The 15502-nt window shown below is 73.2% G+C and carries 20 protein-coding genes; 5 read left to right on the top strand and 15 right to left on the bottom strand.

Translation table 11 applies throughout. From position 1 onward, the window contains the following. Positions 1 to 2: 2 nt before the first annotated feature. From trpM to hisI, 7 genes are all read right to left on the bottom strand, one after another. Positions 3 to 275, bottom strand: coding sequence for a tryptophan biosynthesis modulator TrpM (trpM, locus tag ABEB09_RS25090; RefSeq protein WP_380840128.1), 273 nt, complete (start codon positions 273 to 275; stop codon positions 3 to 5). Between the two features lie 7 nt (positions 276 to 282). Further along, positions 283 to 1092: an indole-3-glycerol phosphate synthase TrpC gene (trpC, locus tag ABEB09_RS25085; RefSeq protein ID WP_345692170.1), complete on the bottom strand. Its 810-nt coding sequence runs from the start codon at positions 1090 to 1092 to the stop codon at positions 283 to 285. A gap of 125 nt (positions 1093 to 1217) precedes the next feature. Next, on the bottom strand, positions 1218 to 1691 hold the full coding sequence (locus ABEB09_RS25080; protein ID WP_345692169.1) for a DUF2752 domain-containing protein: 474 nt from the start codon (positions 1689 to 1691) through the stop codon (positions 1218 to 1220). Between the two features lie 108 nt (positions 1692 to 1799). Further along, on the bottom strand, positions 1800 to 2051 hold the full coding sequence (locus tag ABEB09_RS25075) for an HGxxPAAW family protein (protein WP_345692168.1): 252 nt from the start codon (positions 2049 to 2051) through the stop codon (positions 1800 to 1802). A gap of 152 nt (positions 2052 to 2203) precedes the next feature. After that, positions 2204 to 2875, bottom strand: coding sequence for a TIGR02234 family membrane protein (locus ABEB09_RS25070; protein WP_345692167.1), 672 nt, complete (start codon positions 2873 to 2875; stop codon positions 2204 to 2206). Positions 2876 to 2879: 4 nt separating this feature from the next. Beyond that, positions 2880 to 4367, bottom strand: coding sequence for an anthranilate synthase component I (locus ABEB09_RS25065; RefSeq protein WP_345692166.1), 1488 nt, complete (start codon positions 4365 to 4367; stop codon positions 2880 to 2882). An 11-nt stretch (positions 4368 to 4378) separates the two neighbouring features. Continuing rightward, positions 4379 to 4729 carry a phosphoribosyl-AMP cyclohydrolase gene (gene hisI / locus ABEB09_RS25060; protein ID WP_345692165.1) on the bottom strand — a complete coding sequence of 117 codons (351 nt, stop codon included), beginning with the start codon at positions 4727 to 4729 and terminating at the stop codon, positions 4379 to 4381. Between the two features lie 84 nt (positions 4730 to 4813). Between hisI and ABEB09_RS25055 the strand changes: the two genes are divergently transcribed. Further along, a complete protein-coding gene (locus ABEB09_RS25055; protein WP_345692164.1) occupies positions 4814 to 5446 on the top strand; it encodes a TIGR03085 family metal-binding protein in 633 nt (210 codons plus the stop codon). A 4-nt stretch (positions 5447 to 5450) separates the two neighbouring features. Next, positions 5451 to 5837, top strand: a complete 387-nt coding sequence (locus tag ABEB09_RS25050; RefSeq protein WP_345692163.1) for a VOC family protein — start codon at positions 5451 to 5453, stop codon at positions 5835 to 5837. Positions 5838 to 5882: 45 nt separating this feature from the next. On the opposite strand, the gene hisF is transcribed toward ABEB09_RS25050, so the two are convergent. The 8 genes from hisF to hisD are packed head-to-tail and all read right to left on the bottom strand — an operon-like array spanning position 5883 to position 11675. After that, entirely contained in the window at positions 5883 to 6653 is a 771-nt protein-coding gene (hisF, locus tag ABEB09_RS25045) for an imidazole glycerol phosphate synthase subunit HisF (RefSeq protein ID WP_345692162.1), read from the bottom strand. Continuing rightward, complete coding sequence (locus ABEB09_RS25040) at positions 6650 to 7057, bottom strand: RidA family protein (protein ID WP_345692161.1); 408 nt, start codon at positions 7055 to 7057, stop codon at positions 6650 to 6652. Before ABEB09_RS25040 ends, hisF begins: the two co-directional genes overlap by 4 nt. Then, positions 7057 to 7779, bottom strand: coding sequence for a bifunctional 1-(5-phosphoribosyl)-5-((5-phosphoribosylamino)methylideneamino)imidazole-4-carboxamide isomerase/phosphoribosylanthranilate isomerase PriA (gene priA, locus ABEB09_RS25035; protein ID WP_345692160.1), 723 nt, complete (start codon positions 7777 to 7779; stop codon positions 7057 to 7059). The genes ABEB09_RS25040 and priA overlap by 1 nt, the downstream gene beginning before the upstream one ends. 36 nt (positions 7780 to 7815) lie before the next feature. After that, positions 7816 to 8460: an imidazole glycerol phosphate synthase subunit HisH gene (gene hisH / locus ABEB09_RS25030; RefSeq protein ID WP_345692159.1), complete on the bottom strand. Its 645-nt coding sequence runs from the start codon at positions 8458 to 8460 to the stop codon at positions 7816 to 7818. Positions 8461 to 8465: 5 nt separating this feature from the next. Next, entirely contained in the window at positions 8466 to 8633 is a 168-nt protein-coding gene (locus ABEB09_RS25025) for a hypothetical protein (protein ID WP_345692158.1), read from the bottom strand. Then, positions 8630 to 9223 carry an imidazoleglycerol-phosphate dehydratase HisB gene (gene hisB / locus ABEB09_RS25020; protein WP_058941846.1) on the bottom strand — a complete coding sequence of 198 codons (594 nt, stop codon included), beginning with the start codon at positions 9221 to 9223 and terminating at the stop codon, positions 8630 to 8632. The genes ABEB09_RS25025 and hisB overlap by 4 nt, the downstream gene beginning before the upstream one ends. Further along, positions 9220 to 10356 (bottom strand): histidinol-phosphate transaminase, encoded by a 1137-nt coding sequence (locus ABEB09_RS25015; protein WP_345692157.1) that lies wholly within the window; start codon positions 10354 to 10356, stop codon positions 9220 to 9222. The genes hisB and ABEB09_RS25015 overlap by 4 nt, the downstream gene beginning before the upstream one ends. Further along, positions 10353 to 11675, bottom strand: a complete 1323-nt coding sequence (gene hisD, locus ABEB09_RS25010) for a histidinol dehydrogenase (protein ID WP_345692156.1) — start codon at positions 11673 to 11675, stop codon at positions 10353 to 10355. The genes ABEB09_RS25015 and hisD overlap by 4 nt, the downstream gene beginning before the upstream one ends. Positions 11676 to 11835: 160 nt before the next feature. On the opposite strand from hisD, the gene ABEB09_RS25005 reads away from it, so the two are divergent. The 3 genes from ABEB09_RS25005 (at position 11836) to ABEB09_RS24995 (ending at position 15430) form a co-directional block, all read left to right on the top strand. Continuing rightward, positions 11836 to 13476 (top strand): oxidoreductase, encoded by a 1641-nt coding sequence (locus tag ABEB09_RS25005; RefSeq protein ID WP_380840134.1) that lies wholly within the window; start codon positions 11836 to 11838, stop codon positions 13474 to 13476. Between the two features lie 176 nt (positions 13477 to 13652). Beyond that, the gene (locus tag ABEB09_RS25000; protein ID WP_345692155.1) at positions 13653 to 14684 is read left to right on the top strand and encodes a hypothetical protein; all 1032 of its coding nucleotides are present in this window, start codon (positions 13653 to 13655) and stop codon (positions 14682 to 14684) included. A 5-nt stretch (positions 14685 to 14689) separates the two neighbouring features. Next, positions 14690 to 15430, top strand: a complete 741-nt coding sequence (locus ABEB09_RS24995; RefSeq protein WP_345692154.1) for an LON peptidase substrate-binding domain-containing protein — start codon at positions 14690 to 14692, stop codon at positions 15428 to 15430. The last annotated feature ends 72 nt before the right edge of the window (positions 15431 to 15502 follow it).

The raw sequence follows: 15502 nt of genomic DNA, 5'->3' as shown, positions 1-15502 counted from the left end.
CGCTAGGGCCGGGCGGAGCGGGCTCGACGGGGGTGGCGCGCGGTGCGCGCGGGCCATCGCATGCCGTTGACCTGGCCCGGCTCGTCGCCGATGACGTAGCGGACGCGGCGCCCGTGGACGCGGCGCGCCGGGGCGCGGCAGCCGCGGGGGCGGCAGCCGCGGGCCAGGCGGGCGTACGCCTCGGGGGGCGCTTCGGCCAGCGTGACCGTCACGTACGCGCGCGTGGCCAGGCCCTGGTGGGGCCGGTCGGCGGGGCGGGTGACGGCGGCGGTCATGGAGTGGTCAGTCCCGTCCGTGCCGCAGGGCCGGGTGGGCCCCGGCGGCGACGAGGTCGGCGACGGCTGCCTTGGGGTCACGGCCGGTGACCAGGGACTCGCCGACGAGGACGGCGTCGGCGCCCGCGTTGGCGTACGCGATGAGGTCGTGCGGGCCGCGGATGCCGGACTCGGCGACCTTCACGATGCCGGCGGGGATCTCGGGAGCGACCCGCTCGAAGGTGGAGCGGTCCACCTTGAGGGTCTTCAGGTTGCGGGCGTTGACGCCGATGACGCGGGCGCCGGCGTCGACGGCGCGCGCGACCTCCTCCTCGTCGTGGACCTCGACGAGCGGGGTGAGCCCGATGGACTCGGCGCGCTCGATCAGCGAGACGAGGGCGGGCTGGTCCAGGGCGGCGACGATCAGCAGGGCGAGGTCGGCGCCGTAGGCGCGGGCCTCCCACAGCTGGTACGCGGTGACGATGAAGTCCTTGCGCAGGACGGGGATGTCCACGCGGGCGCGGACGGCCTCCAGGTCGGCGAGGGAGCCGCCGAAGCGCCGCTGCTCGGTCAGGACGGAGATGACGGCCGCGCCGCCCGCCTCGTAGTCGGCGGCGAGCCCGGCGGGGTCGGCGATCGCGGCGAGCGCGCCCTTGGAGGGGCTGGAGCGCTTGACCTCGCAGATCACCTGCACGCCTTCGCCGCGCAGGGCGGCGGCGCCGTCCTTGGCCTGCGGCGCCTTGGCGGCCCGCTCCTTCAGTTCGTCGAGGGACACCCGCGCCTGTCGCTCTGCGAGGTCGGCGCGCACGCCTTCGATGATCTCGTCGAGCACACTCACGCGAGAGGCCCCCTTCCGGGAGGGTGATGTTTGATCAAGCCAGTCACCTCGATGGTATCCGGAGGTGGGGCAAGAGTCCGCATCCGGGCGGTGCCACTGCTGTGACCTGGTGTTTCCCGGCTCTCTCAGGGAGCGAGCGCGGAGCCGAACGGGAGGTTGCGCACCACGGTGAAGACCGCCGCGAGGCCCCCCAGCAGCCACCACCAGACGGGGGCGGGGTCCACCCGTGCCGGCAGCCCGCGCACGGCGCGGACCAGCCAGAACACCATGAGGACCGCGAAGGCCGCGTAGCCGGCGACGGCCATGGCGTTGGCGCCGAGGGCGGCGACGAGGTCGCCGTGGACGAAGGCGTGGGCGCTGCGCAGGCCGCCGCAGCCGGGGCAGTACAGGCCCGTGTAGCGCAGCAGGGGGCAGACGGGGTAGTGGCCGGGCTCGTTGGGGTCGACGGCGCCGACGTACGTGAAGGCGGCGGCGACACCGGCGAGGGTGCCCAGGGGCGCCAGGAGCCGCCGGGACAGCGGGGCCGGGGGCCCGGGCGGCGGCCCGGGCGGGAACGGCGGGTACGCGGGGTTCGGCGTGCCGGCTGCGGGAGTTGACATGGCGTCCACCTGGTGATTGTCGCCGGTGACGCGGAAAGGCGTCCGGTGACACGCAAAGGCGCAGCCCGGCTGTGCCGGACCGCGCCTCGTGTCGGGTGACCGCCGGGGTCAGGAGCTGATCTGCGCCTGGGCCGCGCGGGCGCGGGCCTCGATCTGCGCCTCGGTCTCCTTCGGCATGCCGAGGCCGGCCGCTCGCATGATGAGGCCGACGACACCGCCGAGGAGGACGACGCCCATACCGGCCCAGAATCCGAGCGGGTTGGCCGCCACCATGAAGACACCGGCGATGCAGAAACCGATGAAGGAGATGGTGACACCGGTCCAGGCGGCCGGGGTGTGTCCGTGGGCGCTGCCCGCCATGAGTTGCTCCTCGATGCTGTTGCTCTGTGGGTGAGGCCCTGCCGAGTGCGGACGCTCGTCGCCATTGTTCCGCACGCGCGCGTGCGGAGTGATCCGGGGGTGCGCCTCGCGCGTCGGCACGGCGCCGTACGGTCGGCCCGTGGCCGTGCGGCTCAGCCGCGGGCGGTGGGGTCCTCGCCGCGGTCGAGGGCCTTCCACAGGTCCTCGGGGCGGTCGGGGTCGGCGCCCGCGCGGCGGCCCGCACGCGCGCGTGGGCCGCCGTCGCGCTCGTACCGGCCCGACATCGCCGGCCAGGCGCCGCCGTACCGCAGGGCGAGCAGCCCGGCGGCGAGGATCAGGAGGGCGGCGCCGGCCGTGACGTACGGCCAGGCGGTCTGGGTGAGCGCCTCGACGCGGGCGGCCGTGTCGCCCGTGGTCAGGGCGGCCTTCTCGTCGAGTGCCGCGCTGTCGGTGGCGCCGAGGAACGCCGCCGCGGCCGCGCCGGCGCCGCTCAGGGTGAGCAGCGCGGCGACGACGCGCCGGCCGGGCCCGCGTGCCGCGAGAACGGCGACGAGGGCGGCCAGGCCGACGACGGCGAGCGCGGTGGGAACGCCGGTGACGTCGCCTCCGGGGGCGTCGAGACCGATGGACCCGCCGTCGGAGCGGACGGTGCCCCGGGTCCAGGTCTGGCCGGAGGCGAGCAGCACGACGGCGGCGCCGACGGCGCCGAGGAACAGGGCGGCGGCGAGGCTGCGGCGGCCGCTCGTGGCGGCCGCGGCCTCACCCGCACGGGTGGCACGGGGCTGGGGTACGGATGCGGCACTCACGCACCCACTATCCCTCATGCCCTCATACGCGGTTCATCCGGTTGGCCGTGTGGACGGCGCGGAGCACCGCGGCCGCCTTGTTGCGGCACTCGGTGTCCTCGGCGACCGGGTCGGAGTCGGCGACGACGCCGGCGCCCGCCTGCACGTACGCGGTGCCGTCGCGCAGCAGCGCCGTACGGATCGCGATGGCGGTGTCGGAGTCGCCGGCGAAGTCCAGGTAGCCGACGGCGCCGCCGTACAGACCGCGCCTGCTGGGCTCCAGCTCCTCGATGATCTGCATGGCGCGCGGCTTGGGGGCGCCGGAGAGCGTTCCGGCGGGGAAGCACGCGGTCAGCACGTCGAAGGCGGTGCGGCCCTCGGCGACCCGGCCGGTCACGGTCGAGACGATGTGCATGACGTGCGAGTAGCGCTCGATCGACATGAAGTCGACGACCTCGACGGAGCCCGGTTCGCAGACCCGGCCCAGGTCGTTGCGGCCCAGGTCGACGAGCATGAGGTGCTCGGCGCGCTCCTTGGGGTCGGCGATGAGTTCGTCGGCGAGGGCCTGGTCCTCCTGCGGGGTGGCCCCTCGGGGGCGCGTACCGGCGATGGGGTGCACCATCGCGCGGCCGTCCTCAACCTTGACCAGTGCTTCCGGACTGGACCCCACCACGTCGAAACCGTCGAAGCGGAACAGGTACATGTACGGGGACGGGTTGGTGGCCCGCAGGACCCGGTAGACGTCCAGGGCACTGGCCGTGCAGGGCGTCTCGAACCGCTGCGACGGCACCACCTGGAAGGCCTCGCCCGCCCGGATGCGCTCCTTGATGTCGTCGACGGCGTCCTGGTACGCCTCCCCGCCCCACAGGGCGGCGTAGTCGGGCAGCTCGGACGGCGGCAGTACGGCGGGGGCGGACTCGACGGGCTTGGTGAGGTCGGCCTGCATGGCGTCGAGGCGCGCGACGGCGTCCGCGTACGCCTCGTCGACGCCGGTGTCGAGGTCGTTGTGGTTGATCGCGTTGGCGATCAGCAGTACCGAGCCGTCCCAGTGGTCCAGGACCGCGAGGTCGGAGGTGAGCAGCATGGTCAGCTCGGGCAGCCGCAGGTCGTCCCGGCCGTGGTCGCCGATGCGCTCCAGGCGGCGCACGATGTCGTAGCCGAGGTAGCCGACCATGCCGCCGGTGAAGGGCGGCATCCCGGAGGCGAGGTCACGGGGCGTGTGGAGGGCGGCGACGGTGGCCCGCAACGCCTCCAGGGGGTCGCCGTCCACGGGCACGCCGACGGGCGGTGTGCCCAGCCAGCGGGCGCTGCCGTCCTCGACGGTCAGGGTGGCGGCGCTGCGGACGCCGACGAAGGAGTAGCGCGACCAGGCGCGGCCGTTCTCGGCGGACTCCAGGAGGAAGGTGCCGGGGCGCTCCGCGGCGAGCTTGCGGTAGAGGCCCACCGGGGTGTCGCCGTCCGCGAGGAGGCGGCGGCTCACGGGGATCACTCGGCGGTCGGCCGCCAGCTTGCGGAAGGTGTCGAGGTCCATGCCGTCCGACCCTACTTGCCGAGCGGCAGGACGTCGGCGTCGAAGCAGGTCCGGGCGCCTGTGTGGCAGGCGGCGCCCACCTGGTCGACCTTGACCAGGACGGTGTCGGCGTCGCAGTCGAGGGCGACGGACTTGACGTGCTGGACGTGGCCGGAGGTGTCGCCCTTGACCCAGTACTCCTGGCGGCTGCGGGACCAGTAGGTGCAGCGGCCGGTGGTGAGGGTGCGGTGCAGGGCCTCGTCGTCCATCCAGCCGAGCATCAGCACCTCACCGGTGTCGTACTGCTGGGCGATGGCCGGGACCAGCCCGTCGGGGCTGCGCTTGAGGCGGGCGGCGATGGCCGGGTCGAGGTTGCTGCTCATGAGGCCCATTGTGCCGCGAGCGGCGGCGCGGCCCGGGGCGCGTCCACTGGGCGGACCGGGCGGGGCCGCCGTACGCTGGCGGTCATGTCGACCCATGCCAAGCGTGAACGGCTCCTGCTCGCCGATCTGTTGGAGGCGGCGGGACCCGATGCCCCGACCCTGTGCGACGGCTGGACGGCCCGGGAGCTGGCGGCCCACCTCGTCGTCCGGGAGCGCCGCCCCGATGCCGCGGCGGGGGTGATCCTCGGGGCGCTGCGCGACCGGCTGGACCGGGTCCAGGCGGAGTTCGCGGCGAAGCCGTACGAGGAGCTGATCCAGCTGATCCGTACGGGCCCGCCGCGGATGTCGCCCTTCTCGATCAAGCAGGTGGACGAGGGGGCGAACACGGTCGAGTTCTACGTCCACGCCGAGGACGTGCGGCGCGCGCAGCCCGACTGGTCGCCGCGCGAGCCGGACCCGGTGTTCGCGGACGCCCTGTGGGCGCGGCTGGAGAAGATGGCCCGGCTGGCGGGCCGGCGGTGCCCGGTGGGCCTGGTGGTGCGCCGTCCGAACGGCCAGACGGCGGTCGCCCGCCGCGGGACGCCCGTGGTGACGGTGACCGGTGATCCGGGCGAGCTGATCCTGTTCCTGTACGGCCGCCAGGAGGCGGCGCGGGTGGAGCTGGACGGCGACAAGGACGCGGTGGCGCGCGTACTCGAGGCGAAGCTGGGAATCTGAGACCGTGCTCAAAATCGCGATGACCAGTGTGTTCGTGGACGACGAGGAGAGGGCGCACGCCTTCTACACCGACGTCCTCGGCTTCGAGACCCGTACGCACATCGACCTCGGCGAGGCGCAGTTCATCACCGTCGGTGCCCCGGGCCAGGACGTGGAGCTGCTGCTGGAGCCCGGCGACAGCCCGATCGCCCGCCAGTACACGAAAGGCCTGCGGGACGCGGGCCTGCCGTGCATCGTCTTCGGCGTCGACGACCTGCGCGCCGAGTACGAGCGGCTGAGGGGGCTGGGCGTGACCTTCACGCAGGAGCCGACGGAGCAGGGCCCGGTGCTGACCGCCATCCTGGACGACACGGTCGGCAACCTCATCCAGCTGGCACAACCGCTGTCCTGACGCGCGAAAGGCGCCCACCCGCTGGTGGGCGCCTTTCGCGGTGTGTCAGCGGACGGGGTGGCCCGCCTCGCGGAGGGTGGCCTTCACCTCGCCGATGCGCAGGTCGCCGAAGTGGAAGACCGACGCCGCCAGGACCGCGTCCGCGCCGGCCGCGACGGCGGGCGGGAAGTCGGCCGCCTTGCCGGCGCCGCCGGAGGCGATGACGGGGACCGTGACGTGCTTGCGCACGGCGGCGATCATCTCCGTGTCGTAGCCGTCCTTGGTGCCGTCGGCGTCCATGGAGTTGAGCAGGATCTCGCCCGCGCCCAGCTCGGCGGCGCGGTGGGCCCACTCGACGGCGTCGATGCCGGTGCCGCGGCGGCCGCCGTGGGTGGTGACCTCGTAGCCGGAGGACGTCGTGGTGCCCTCGGGGCAGCGGCGGGCGTCGACGGACAGGACGAGCACCTGGCGGCCGAAGCGTTCGGCGATCTCGCGGATCAGGTCGGGGCGGGCGATGGCGGCCGTGTTGACGCCGACCTTGTCCGCGCCGGCGCGCAGCAGCTTGTCGACGTCCTCGGCGGAGCGCACGCCGCCGCCCACGGTCAGCGGGATGAAGACCTGCTCCGCCGTGCGGCGCACCACGTCGTAGGTGGTCTCGCGGTTGCCGGAGGAGGCCGTGATGTCGAGGAAGGTCAGCTCGTCGGCGCCCTCGGCGTCGTACAGCTTGGCCATCTCGACGGGGTCGCCCGCGTCGCGCAGGTTCTGGAAGTTGACGCCCTTGACGACGCGGCCGTTGTCCACGTCCAGGCAGGGGATGACTCGGACCGCGAGGCTCATGACGCGGCACCTCCGTTCGTCCGGTACGCCTCGACCTCGACCTCGACGACCAGCCGCGGGTCGACGAAGCCGGAGACGATGATCATCGAGGCTGCGGGGCGGACGGCGTCGAACAGCTCCTTGTGGGCACGTCCGACCTCGTCCACGTCCCGCGCGTGGGTGATGTACATACGGGTGCGGACGACGTCCGCGGGGCCGAGGCCCAGTTGCTTCAGCGCGCCGAAGGCCACGTTGAAGGAGTTCACGGTCTGCTCGTAGGGGCCGCCGTCGGCGATGGCGCCGTCCACGACCGAGGTGCAGCCGGAGACCAGGACGAGGCCGTTCGGCAGCTCCACCGCGCGCGAGTAGCCGAACTGCTCCTCCCAGGGGGCGCCGGTGACGATCTTGCGCGGGGACCGCGTCATCAGGACACCGCCGCCAGGGCCTCTTCGAGGGTGAACGCCTTGGCGTACAGGGCCTTGCCGACGATGGCGCCCTCCACGCCCTGCGGGACGAGCCCGGCGATGGCCCGCAGGTCGTCCAGCGAGGAGACGCCGCCGGAGGCGACGACGGGCCGGTCGGTGCGGGCGCAGACGTTGCGCAGCAGGTCCAGGTTGGGGCCCTGGAGGGTGCCGTCCTTGGCGATGTCGGTGACGACGTACCGGGCGCAGCCCTCGGAGTCGAGGCGGGCCAGCGTCTCGTAGAGGTCGCCGCCGTCGCGGGTCCAGCCGCGGCCGCGCAGGGTGGTGCCGCGGACGTCGAGGCCGACGGCGATCTTGTCGCCGTGCTCGGCGATGACCTTGGCGACCCACTCGGGGGTCTCCAGGGCGGCCGTGCCGAGGTTGACGCGGGTGCAGCCGGTGGCGAGGGCGGCGGCCAGGGAGGCGTCGTCGCGGATGCCGCCGGACAGCTCCACCTTGATGTCCATGGCCTTGGTGACCTCGGCGATCAGTTCGCGGTTGTCGCCGGTGCCGAACGCGGCGTCGAGGTCGACCAGGTGGAGCCACTCGGCGCCCGCGCGCTGCCAGGCCAGCGCCGCCTCCAGCGGAGAGCCGTAGGACGTCTCCGTGCCGGACTCGCCATGGACGAGCCGGACGGCCTGGCCGTCGCGGACGTCGACGGCGGGGAGGAGTTCGAGCTTGGTCATCTCTGCGGGTCCTAGCCTCTAGCGGGAGTCAGCGGGTCAGAAGGTGTTGAGCCAGTTGGTGAGCAGTTCGGCGCCGGTGTCGCCGGACTTCTCCGGGTGGAACTGGGTGGCCCACAGGGCGCCGTTCTCCACGGCGGCGACGAACCGCTCGCCGTGCGTCGCCCAGGTGACCTTGGGCGGGCTCAGGGCGGGGTTGGCGGTCTCCAGGTTCCAGTCGTGCGCCGCGTAGGAGTGCACGAAGTAGAACCGGGCGTCGGCGTCGAGGCCGGCGAACAGCTCGCTGTCCTCGGGCGCCTCGACGGTGTTCCACCCCATGTGGGGGACGACGGGCGCCTTGAGCGGGGCGACGGTGCCGGGCCACTCGTCGAGGCCCTCGGTCTCCACGCCGTGCTCGATGCCGCGCTCGAAGAGGATCTGCATGCCGACGCAGATGCCCATGACGGGGCGGCCGCCGGAGAGCCTGCGGTCGATGATCCAGTGGCCGCGGGCCTCCTTGAGACCGGTCATGCAGGCGGAGAACGCGCCGACGCCGGGGACGAGGAGCCCGTCGGCGTTCATGGCCCGGTCGTAGTCACGGGTGATCTCGACATCCGCGCCGACGCGCGCGAGGGCCCGCTCGGCGGAGCGGACGTTGCCGAATCCGTAGTCGAAGACGACGACTTTCTTCTTCGCGGTGGTCATTCCGCTCAACCCCAGATTCCCTGGATCCTCAGGACGCCCGCGACCAGGCACATCCCGGAGGCGATGGCCAGCAGGGTGATGAGTCCCCTGGGCATCTTCTGCTTGGTGAAGGAGTAGACGCCGCCGGCCAGGAAGAGGCCGACGACGATCAGAACGGTGGACAGCCCGGTCACAGCGCGCCCTTCGTGGAGGGCAGGATGCCGGCGGCGCGCGGGTCGCGCTCGGAGGCGTAGCGCAGGGCGCGGGCCAGGGCCTTGAACTGGCACTCGACGATGTGGTGGGCGTTGCGCCCGTACGGCACGTGGACGTGCAGCGCGATCTGGGCCTGTGCGACGAAGGACTCCAGGATGTGCCGGGTCATCGTGGTGTCGTACGAGCCGATCATCGGCGCCATGTTCTCGGGCTCGGTGTGCACGAGGTAGGGGCGGCCCGACAGGTCGACGGTGACCTGGGCGAGGGACTCGTCCAGCGGGACGGTGCAGTTGCCGAAGCGGTAGATGCCGACCTTGTCGCCGAGGGCCTGCTTGAAGGCGGCGCCCAGGGCGAGGGCCGTGTCCTCGATGGTGTGGTGCGAGTCGATGTGCAGGTCGCCGTCGGTCTTGACCGTGAGGTCGAACAGGCCGTGGCGGCCGAGCTGGTCGAGCATGTGGTCGTAGAAGCCGACGCCGGTGGCGACGTCGACCTTGCCGGTGCCGTCGAGGTCGATCTCGACGACTACGGAGGTTTCCTTGGTGGTGCGCTCGACCCGTCCAACGCGGCTCATGAGCTCTGCTCCTTCTTCAGTGCGCGAACCGCATCGAGGAACGCGTCGTTCTCTTCCGGTGTGCCGGCCGTCACGCGGAGCCAGCCGGGTACGCCGTTGTCGCGGACCAGGACGCCCCGGTCGAGGATCTTCCGCCAGGCCGTGTGCGCGTCCGGGAAGCGGCCGAACTGCACGAAGTTGGCGTCGGACTCGGTGACCTCGTAGCCGATGGCGCGCAGCTCCGCGACCAGCCGGTCCCGTTCGGACTTCAGCTGTTCGACGTACCCGAGCAGCGTATCGGTGTGTTCGAGCGCGGCGAGGGCGGTGGCCTGCGTGACGGCGGACAGGTGGTACGGCAGGCGGACCAGCTGGACGGCGTCGACGACGGCGGGGTGGGCGGCCAGGTAGCCGAGGCGCAGGCCGGCCGCGCCGAACGCCTTCGACATGGTGCGGGAGATCACCAGGTGGGGGCGGCCCTGGAGGAGCGGCAACAGGGAGGGGCGGTGGCTGAATTCGACGTACGCCTCGTCGACGACGACGAGGGACGGCTTGGCGGCCTGCGCGGCCTCGTACAGCGCCAGTACGGTCTCCGCCTCGACGGCGGTGCCCGTGGGGTTGTTGGGCGAGGTGATGAACACGACGTCGGGCCGGTGCCGGGCGATCGCCCGCGCGGCGGCGTCCACGTCGATGGTGAAGTCCTCGCCGCGCGGGCCGGAGATCCAGCCGGTGCCGGTGCCGCGGGCGATCAGGCCGTGCATGGAGTACGACGGCTCGAAGCCGATGGCGAGCCTGCCGGGGCCGCCGAAGGTCTGCAGCAGCTGCTGGAGCACCTCGTTGGAGCCGTTGGCGGCCCAGACGTCGGCGGCGCCGACCTCGTACCCGGTGGTGCGGGTGAGGTAGCGGGCCAGCTCGGTGCGCAGCTCGACGGCGTCGCGGTCGGGGTAGCGGTTGAGGCCGCGCGCGGCTTCCCGGACGCGCTCGGCGATGCGCTCGACGAGCGGCTCGGGCAGCGGGTACGGGTTCTCGTTGGTGTTCAGCTGGACGGGTACGTCGAGCTGGGGCGCGCCGTAGGGGGACTTGCCGCGCAGCTCGTCCCGGATGGGGAGGTCGTCGATCCGGACGTCGTCGGTCCGGACGTCGTCGCGGGGGCTCACTTGCCGGGCACCTTCCACTCGAACCGCGCCTTCATGGCGGCGCCGTGCGCGGGCAGGTCCTCCGCCTCGGCGAGCGTCACCACGTGGTGGGTGACCTCGGCGAGGGCGTCGCGCGTGTAGTCGACGATGTGGATGCCGCGCAGGAACGACTGGACGGACAGGCCGGAGGAGTGGCAGGCGCAGCCGCCGGTCGGCAGGACGTGGTTGGAGCCGGCGCAGTAGTCGCCGAGGGAGACCGGCGACCAGGGGCCGACGAAGATCGCGCCGGCGTTGCGGACGCGCTGTGCGACGGCGGCGGCGTCGGCGGTCTGGATCTCCAGGTGCTCGGCGCCGTAGGCGTCGACCACGCGCAGGCCCTCGTCGATGCCGTCGACCAGGACGATCGCGGACTGCTTGCCGCGCAGGGCGGGCAGGATGCGGTCCTCGACGTGCTTGGTCGCGGCGATCTGCGGCTCCAGCTCGCGCTCGACGGCGTCGGCCAGCTCGACGGAGTCGGTGACGAGGACGGCGGCGGCGAGCGGGTCGTGCTCGGCCTGGCTGATCAGGTCGGCGGCGACGTGGACCGGGTCGGCGGTGGCGTCGGCGAGGACGGCGATCTCGGTCGGGCCGGCCTCGGTGTCGATGCCGATGCGTCCGGTGAAGTACCGCTTGGCGGCGGCCACCCAGATGTTGCCGGGGCCGGTGACCATGTTGGCGGGGGCGCAGGTCTCGGTGCCGTACGCGAACATCGCGACGGCTTGGGCGCCGCCGACCGCGTACACCTCGTCGACGCCGAGGAGCGCGCAGGCGGCGAGGATGGTCGGGTGCGGGAGCCCGTTGTGCTCCTTCTGCGGCGGGGAGGCGAGGGCGATCGACGCGACGCCCGCCTCCTGGGCCGGCACGGCGTTCATGATCACGGACGAGGGGTAGACGGAGCGGCCGCCCGGCGCGTACAGGCCGACGCGCTCGACCGGCACCCACTTCTCGGTGACCGTGCCGCCGGGCACGACCTGGGTGGTGTGCGGGGAGCGGCGCTGCTCGCGGTGGACGATGCGGGCGCGCCGGATGGACTCCTCCAGGCCGGCTCGTACGGCGGGGTCCAGCTCGTCCAGGGCGCGGGTCAGGGCCGCGGCCGGAACGCGCACCTGGTCCAGGGTGACTCCGTCGAACCTCTCCGCGTAGTCGATCAGCGCCGCGTCGCCCCGATGGTGCACGGCCTCGCAGATCGGCCGCACCTTCTCCAGGGCGGCTTCCACGTCGAACTCGGCACGGGGCAGCAGGTCGCGGAGCGCGCCGCCCTTCGGGAGGGCGTCGCCGCGCAGATCGATTCGTGAGATCACAGGTCAATTCTCGCAGACGGCCTCTCGCCGACGGACGTCCGTATCACTGGCTGATACACGCCACATCACCCCCTGGATGTCACACCTGACCGTTAGCGTTCAGTCCGTCACACAGAGGGAAGAACAGCCGTACGAATCAGGGGAAAGCGAGGGGGCGGCATTGACCGAGCCGCGCGACGACGACGCGCCCGGTGGCGCGCCGGGCGATGTGCCCGAGGACCTCAGCCCCGCCGAGCTGGGGATGTGGCAGGCCTTCCGGATCGGCGCCTGGTACGACCTGAGCGCCGGCCATCCGGTGCTGGACGATCCGTTCTCGCCGCACGCCTGGCCGGCCGCGCGCAGTGTCCGGGCCCGGGTGGTGGCGCGGCTGCTGCTGTCGGGCCCGCCCGCGCGGGCGGGCCGGGTGTCGGCGCTGAAGCTGCGCGGGGTGCAGCTCACGGGGACGCTGGACCTGGCGGGCGGCACGATAGCCCCGTACGTGGAGCTGCAGGGCTGCCGGTTCGAGAACGAGGTGGTGCTGCCGGAGTCCCGGTTCACCACGCTGCGCATGGTGGGCTGCGCGATCCCGCGGCTGGAGGCGGCCCGCCTGCACACGGAGGGCGACCTGCACCTGCCGCGCTGCCGGGTGGAGCGCGGGATACGGCTGACGGACGCGCAGATCGGTACGGACCTGCTGATCAGCCAGATCCATGTGGAGCCGGACCGGCGCGGCCGGGCGATCGTCGCGGACGGCATGTCGGTGGCGCAGGACCTCCAGGCGGAGCTGATCGAGACGTACGGCGAGTTCAGCCTGCGCGGCGCCAAGGTCGGCGTGTCGCTGAGCCTGCGCGGCAGCCGGCTGCGCGGCGCGGAGGGGCGGCGGGCGCTGAACGCCCCGCAGCTGACCGTGGAGCGGACGCTGTACATGACGTACGCGTGGGTGAGCGACTCGATGGCTCCGGGCGATTCGGGGGGCGGGACACCTCCGTACGGCGTGGCGGAGGTGAACACGCCGATGCGGGGCACGCGGATGCAGCCCTTCGAGTGCCACGGCGGGGTGCGGCTGGACGACGGGCGCTTCGGTGACGCAGTCGATCTGCACCATGCGCGCTTCCTGCTGTCGTCGGCGCGCAAGGAGGAGGTGTCGATGCGCCGCATCGTCACGCCGGAGCTGCGCTTCAACTGCGAGCGGCCCGAGGAGGGCCGGGTGGTGCTGAACGGCGCGAAGGTCGTCACGCTGGTCGACCAGTCGATCAGCTGGCCGGGGCCCGGCGGTCTCGCCATGAGCGGTTTCGTCTACGAGAACCTGGTGCCGTACGGGCACTTCCCGTTGACCCGGCGTCTGGAGTGGGTGGCGGCGGCGACACCGGAGTACGGCCCGGAGCCGTACGAACGGCTGGCGGCGGTGCTGCGCAGCAGCGGCGAGGACGCGGACGCCCGGGAGGTGCTGCTGGCCAAGCAGCGCAGGCGGCGCGAGACACTGCCGCTGGCGGCGAAGCTGTGGGGCTTCCTGCAGGACTGGACGGTGGCGTACGGGTACCGGCCAGGGCGTGCCGCGGTGTGGATCGCGGTGCTGTGGGCGGCGGGCACGCTGGCGTTCTCGCACTACGATCCGGTGGCGATCAAGCGGGACGAGCATCCGACGTGGAGCGCCGCGCTGTACGCCCTGGATCTGCTGCTGCCGGTGATCAACCTGGGCCAGGACGGCTATTGGCGGCTGTCCGGGATATGGCAGTGGGTGTCGACGGTGCTCATTCTGCTGGGGTGGATTCTGGCCACGACGGTGGCGGCGGGGGCCTCGCGGCTGCTGCGGAGGAGCTGACGGCGGGCGGCGGTGCGCGGGCGCCGCGCGAGAGGCGGAACGTTCTCCCCATCCGCCCCTTCGGTGCCCCTCCCGCCGTTTTCTTTACGTTGTCTTGACGTTCGGCAACACAACCATTCCGCCCCTACCAAAGCTTCACAGCCGGCCTCTGGCGCCGCTCCGACCTGCGGTTTTCAATGGTCGGCACGATGTCTCTGCTCCGCTCCCTGCTGGGTACCGCCCGCACGGTCCGGCCTGCCGTACAGCCCTCGGACGGGCTGCCGCCGGACGACGCGGTGCTGCTCGACGCCCCGGACGGGCGGCTGGGTCCCGCCCTCGTCGCCGCCGCGCTCGGGGATCACATTCCGGCCGCCCGGCTCATGGCCGCGACGCGCCGCTCCGCCGAATGGGAGGACCGCGACCGGTACGCCGTACGGCTCGCCGCCTTCGCGCGCAGCCGCGACGCCTGGCTGACCGGCTGGCTCGCCGAGGCGCCCGGCGATCCCGACGCGCTGCTCGTCGCGGCCCAGCTGGCGGTGCAGCGGGCGTGGGAGTCGCCCGCGCGGGCGGAACGGCTCCGCGACGTCGAGCCCATGATCCGGGCCGCGGCCGAGGCGGCGCCGCGCGACCCGGTGCCGTGGCGGCTGGCGCTGGACCACGCGCGGGGCACGCACGTGCCGCACACCGTGTTCGCCGCGCTGTGGGAGCAGGCCCTGCGCCGGGCCGCGCACCACTACGGGTGCCACGTGTCCGCCCTGGAGTACCTGTCGGCCCGCTGGTACGGCTCGCACCGCGCGTGCTTCGACTTCGCCGAGCAGGCCGCACTGGACGCCCGGCCCGGGTCGCTGATCCAGACGCTCCCGCTGCGCGCGGCGTTCATCCAGCAGGTGAGCGGGGACGCGGCCCGGGTGCCGGACGCGCGGGTGGACGCGGCGGCGGACCTGGCGATCGGCCTGTCGGCCCGCCACCGGGCGGGCGACCCGTGGCCCGCGGAAATGCGCAACACCCTCGCGTACGTGCTGGTGGCGCGGGGCCGTTGGACGGCCGCGCTGGAGCAGTTCCGGCTCATCGGCCCGTGCGCGACGTCGTTCCCGTGGTCGCTCGGCCCGGGCGATCCGCTGGGCGGCTTCCTCGACGCGCGCCAGCGGGTGCGCCGTGAAGTGGCCGGGGCCCTGGTCCCGCTGCGCGGACGGGCCGGACGCGGCCGGCCGGGTGACCATTACGCTTGACCGCTGTGACCACCGCTAGCCTGCCCCTCTTTCCGCTGAACGCGGTGCTTTTCCCCGGCCTCGTGCTGCCGTTGAACGTCTTCGAGGAGCGTTATCGCGCCATGATGCGCGAGCTGTTGAAGACCGACGAGTCCCAGCCGCGCCGCTTCGCCGTCGTCGCGATCCGCGACGGGCGCGAGGTCGCGCCGACCGCGCCGGGACTGCCCGACCAGACCGCGCTGCCGGAGAAGGGCCCCGCGGCCGGCTTCGGGCCCGACCCGATCCAGGCGTTCCACCGCGTGGGGTGCATCGCGGACGCGGCGACCATCAGGGAGCGGGCGGACGGCAGCTTCGAGGTCCTGGCCACCGGTACGACGCGGGTGAAGCTGCTGTCGGTCGACGCGAGCGGCCCGTTCCTGACGGCCGAGCTGGAGGAGCTGCCGGAGGAGCGGGGCGAGGGGGCGGGGGCGCTCGCCGAGGGCGTGCTGCGGGCCTTCCGCACGTACCAGAAGCGGCTGGCGGGTGCGCGTGAGCGGTCGCTGGCCACCAGCTCGGAGCTGCCCGACGACCCGTCGGTGGTGTCGTACCTGGTGGCCGCGGCGGCGGTGCTGGACACCCCCGCGAAGCAGCGGCTGCTCCAGGCACCGGACACGGCGACCCGGCTGCGCGAGGAGCTGCGGGTGCTGCGCTCCGAGACGGCCGTGCTGCGGCACCTTCCGTCGCTGCCGGCGGTCGAGCTGACGCGGGCGCCGACGAGCCCCAACTGACGGGGCGACGGGCGAGCGCCGACCGGCAGGGGCGACGGACAGCCCCGACGGACAGGACCGCCGACGAGCCGG

Origin of the sequence: Streptomyces coeruleoprunus (genome assembly GCF_039542925.1) — a bacterium.
GTDB lineage: Bacteria > Actinomycetota > Actinomycetes > Streptomycetales > Streptomycetaceae > Streptomyces > Streptomyces coeruleoprunus.
Note: the sequence above shows the minus strand (reverse complement) of the source record. Positions and strands in the feature narration are given on the sequence as shown.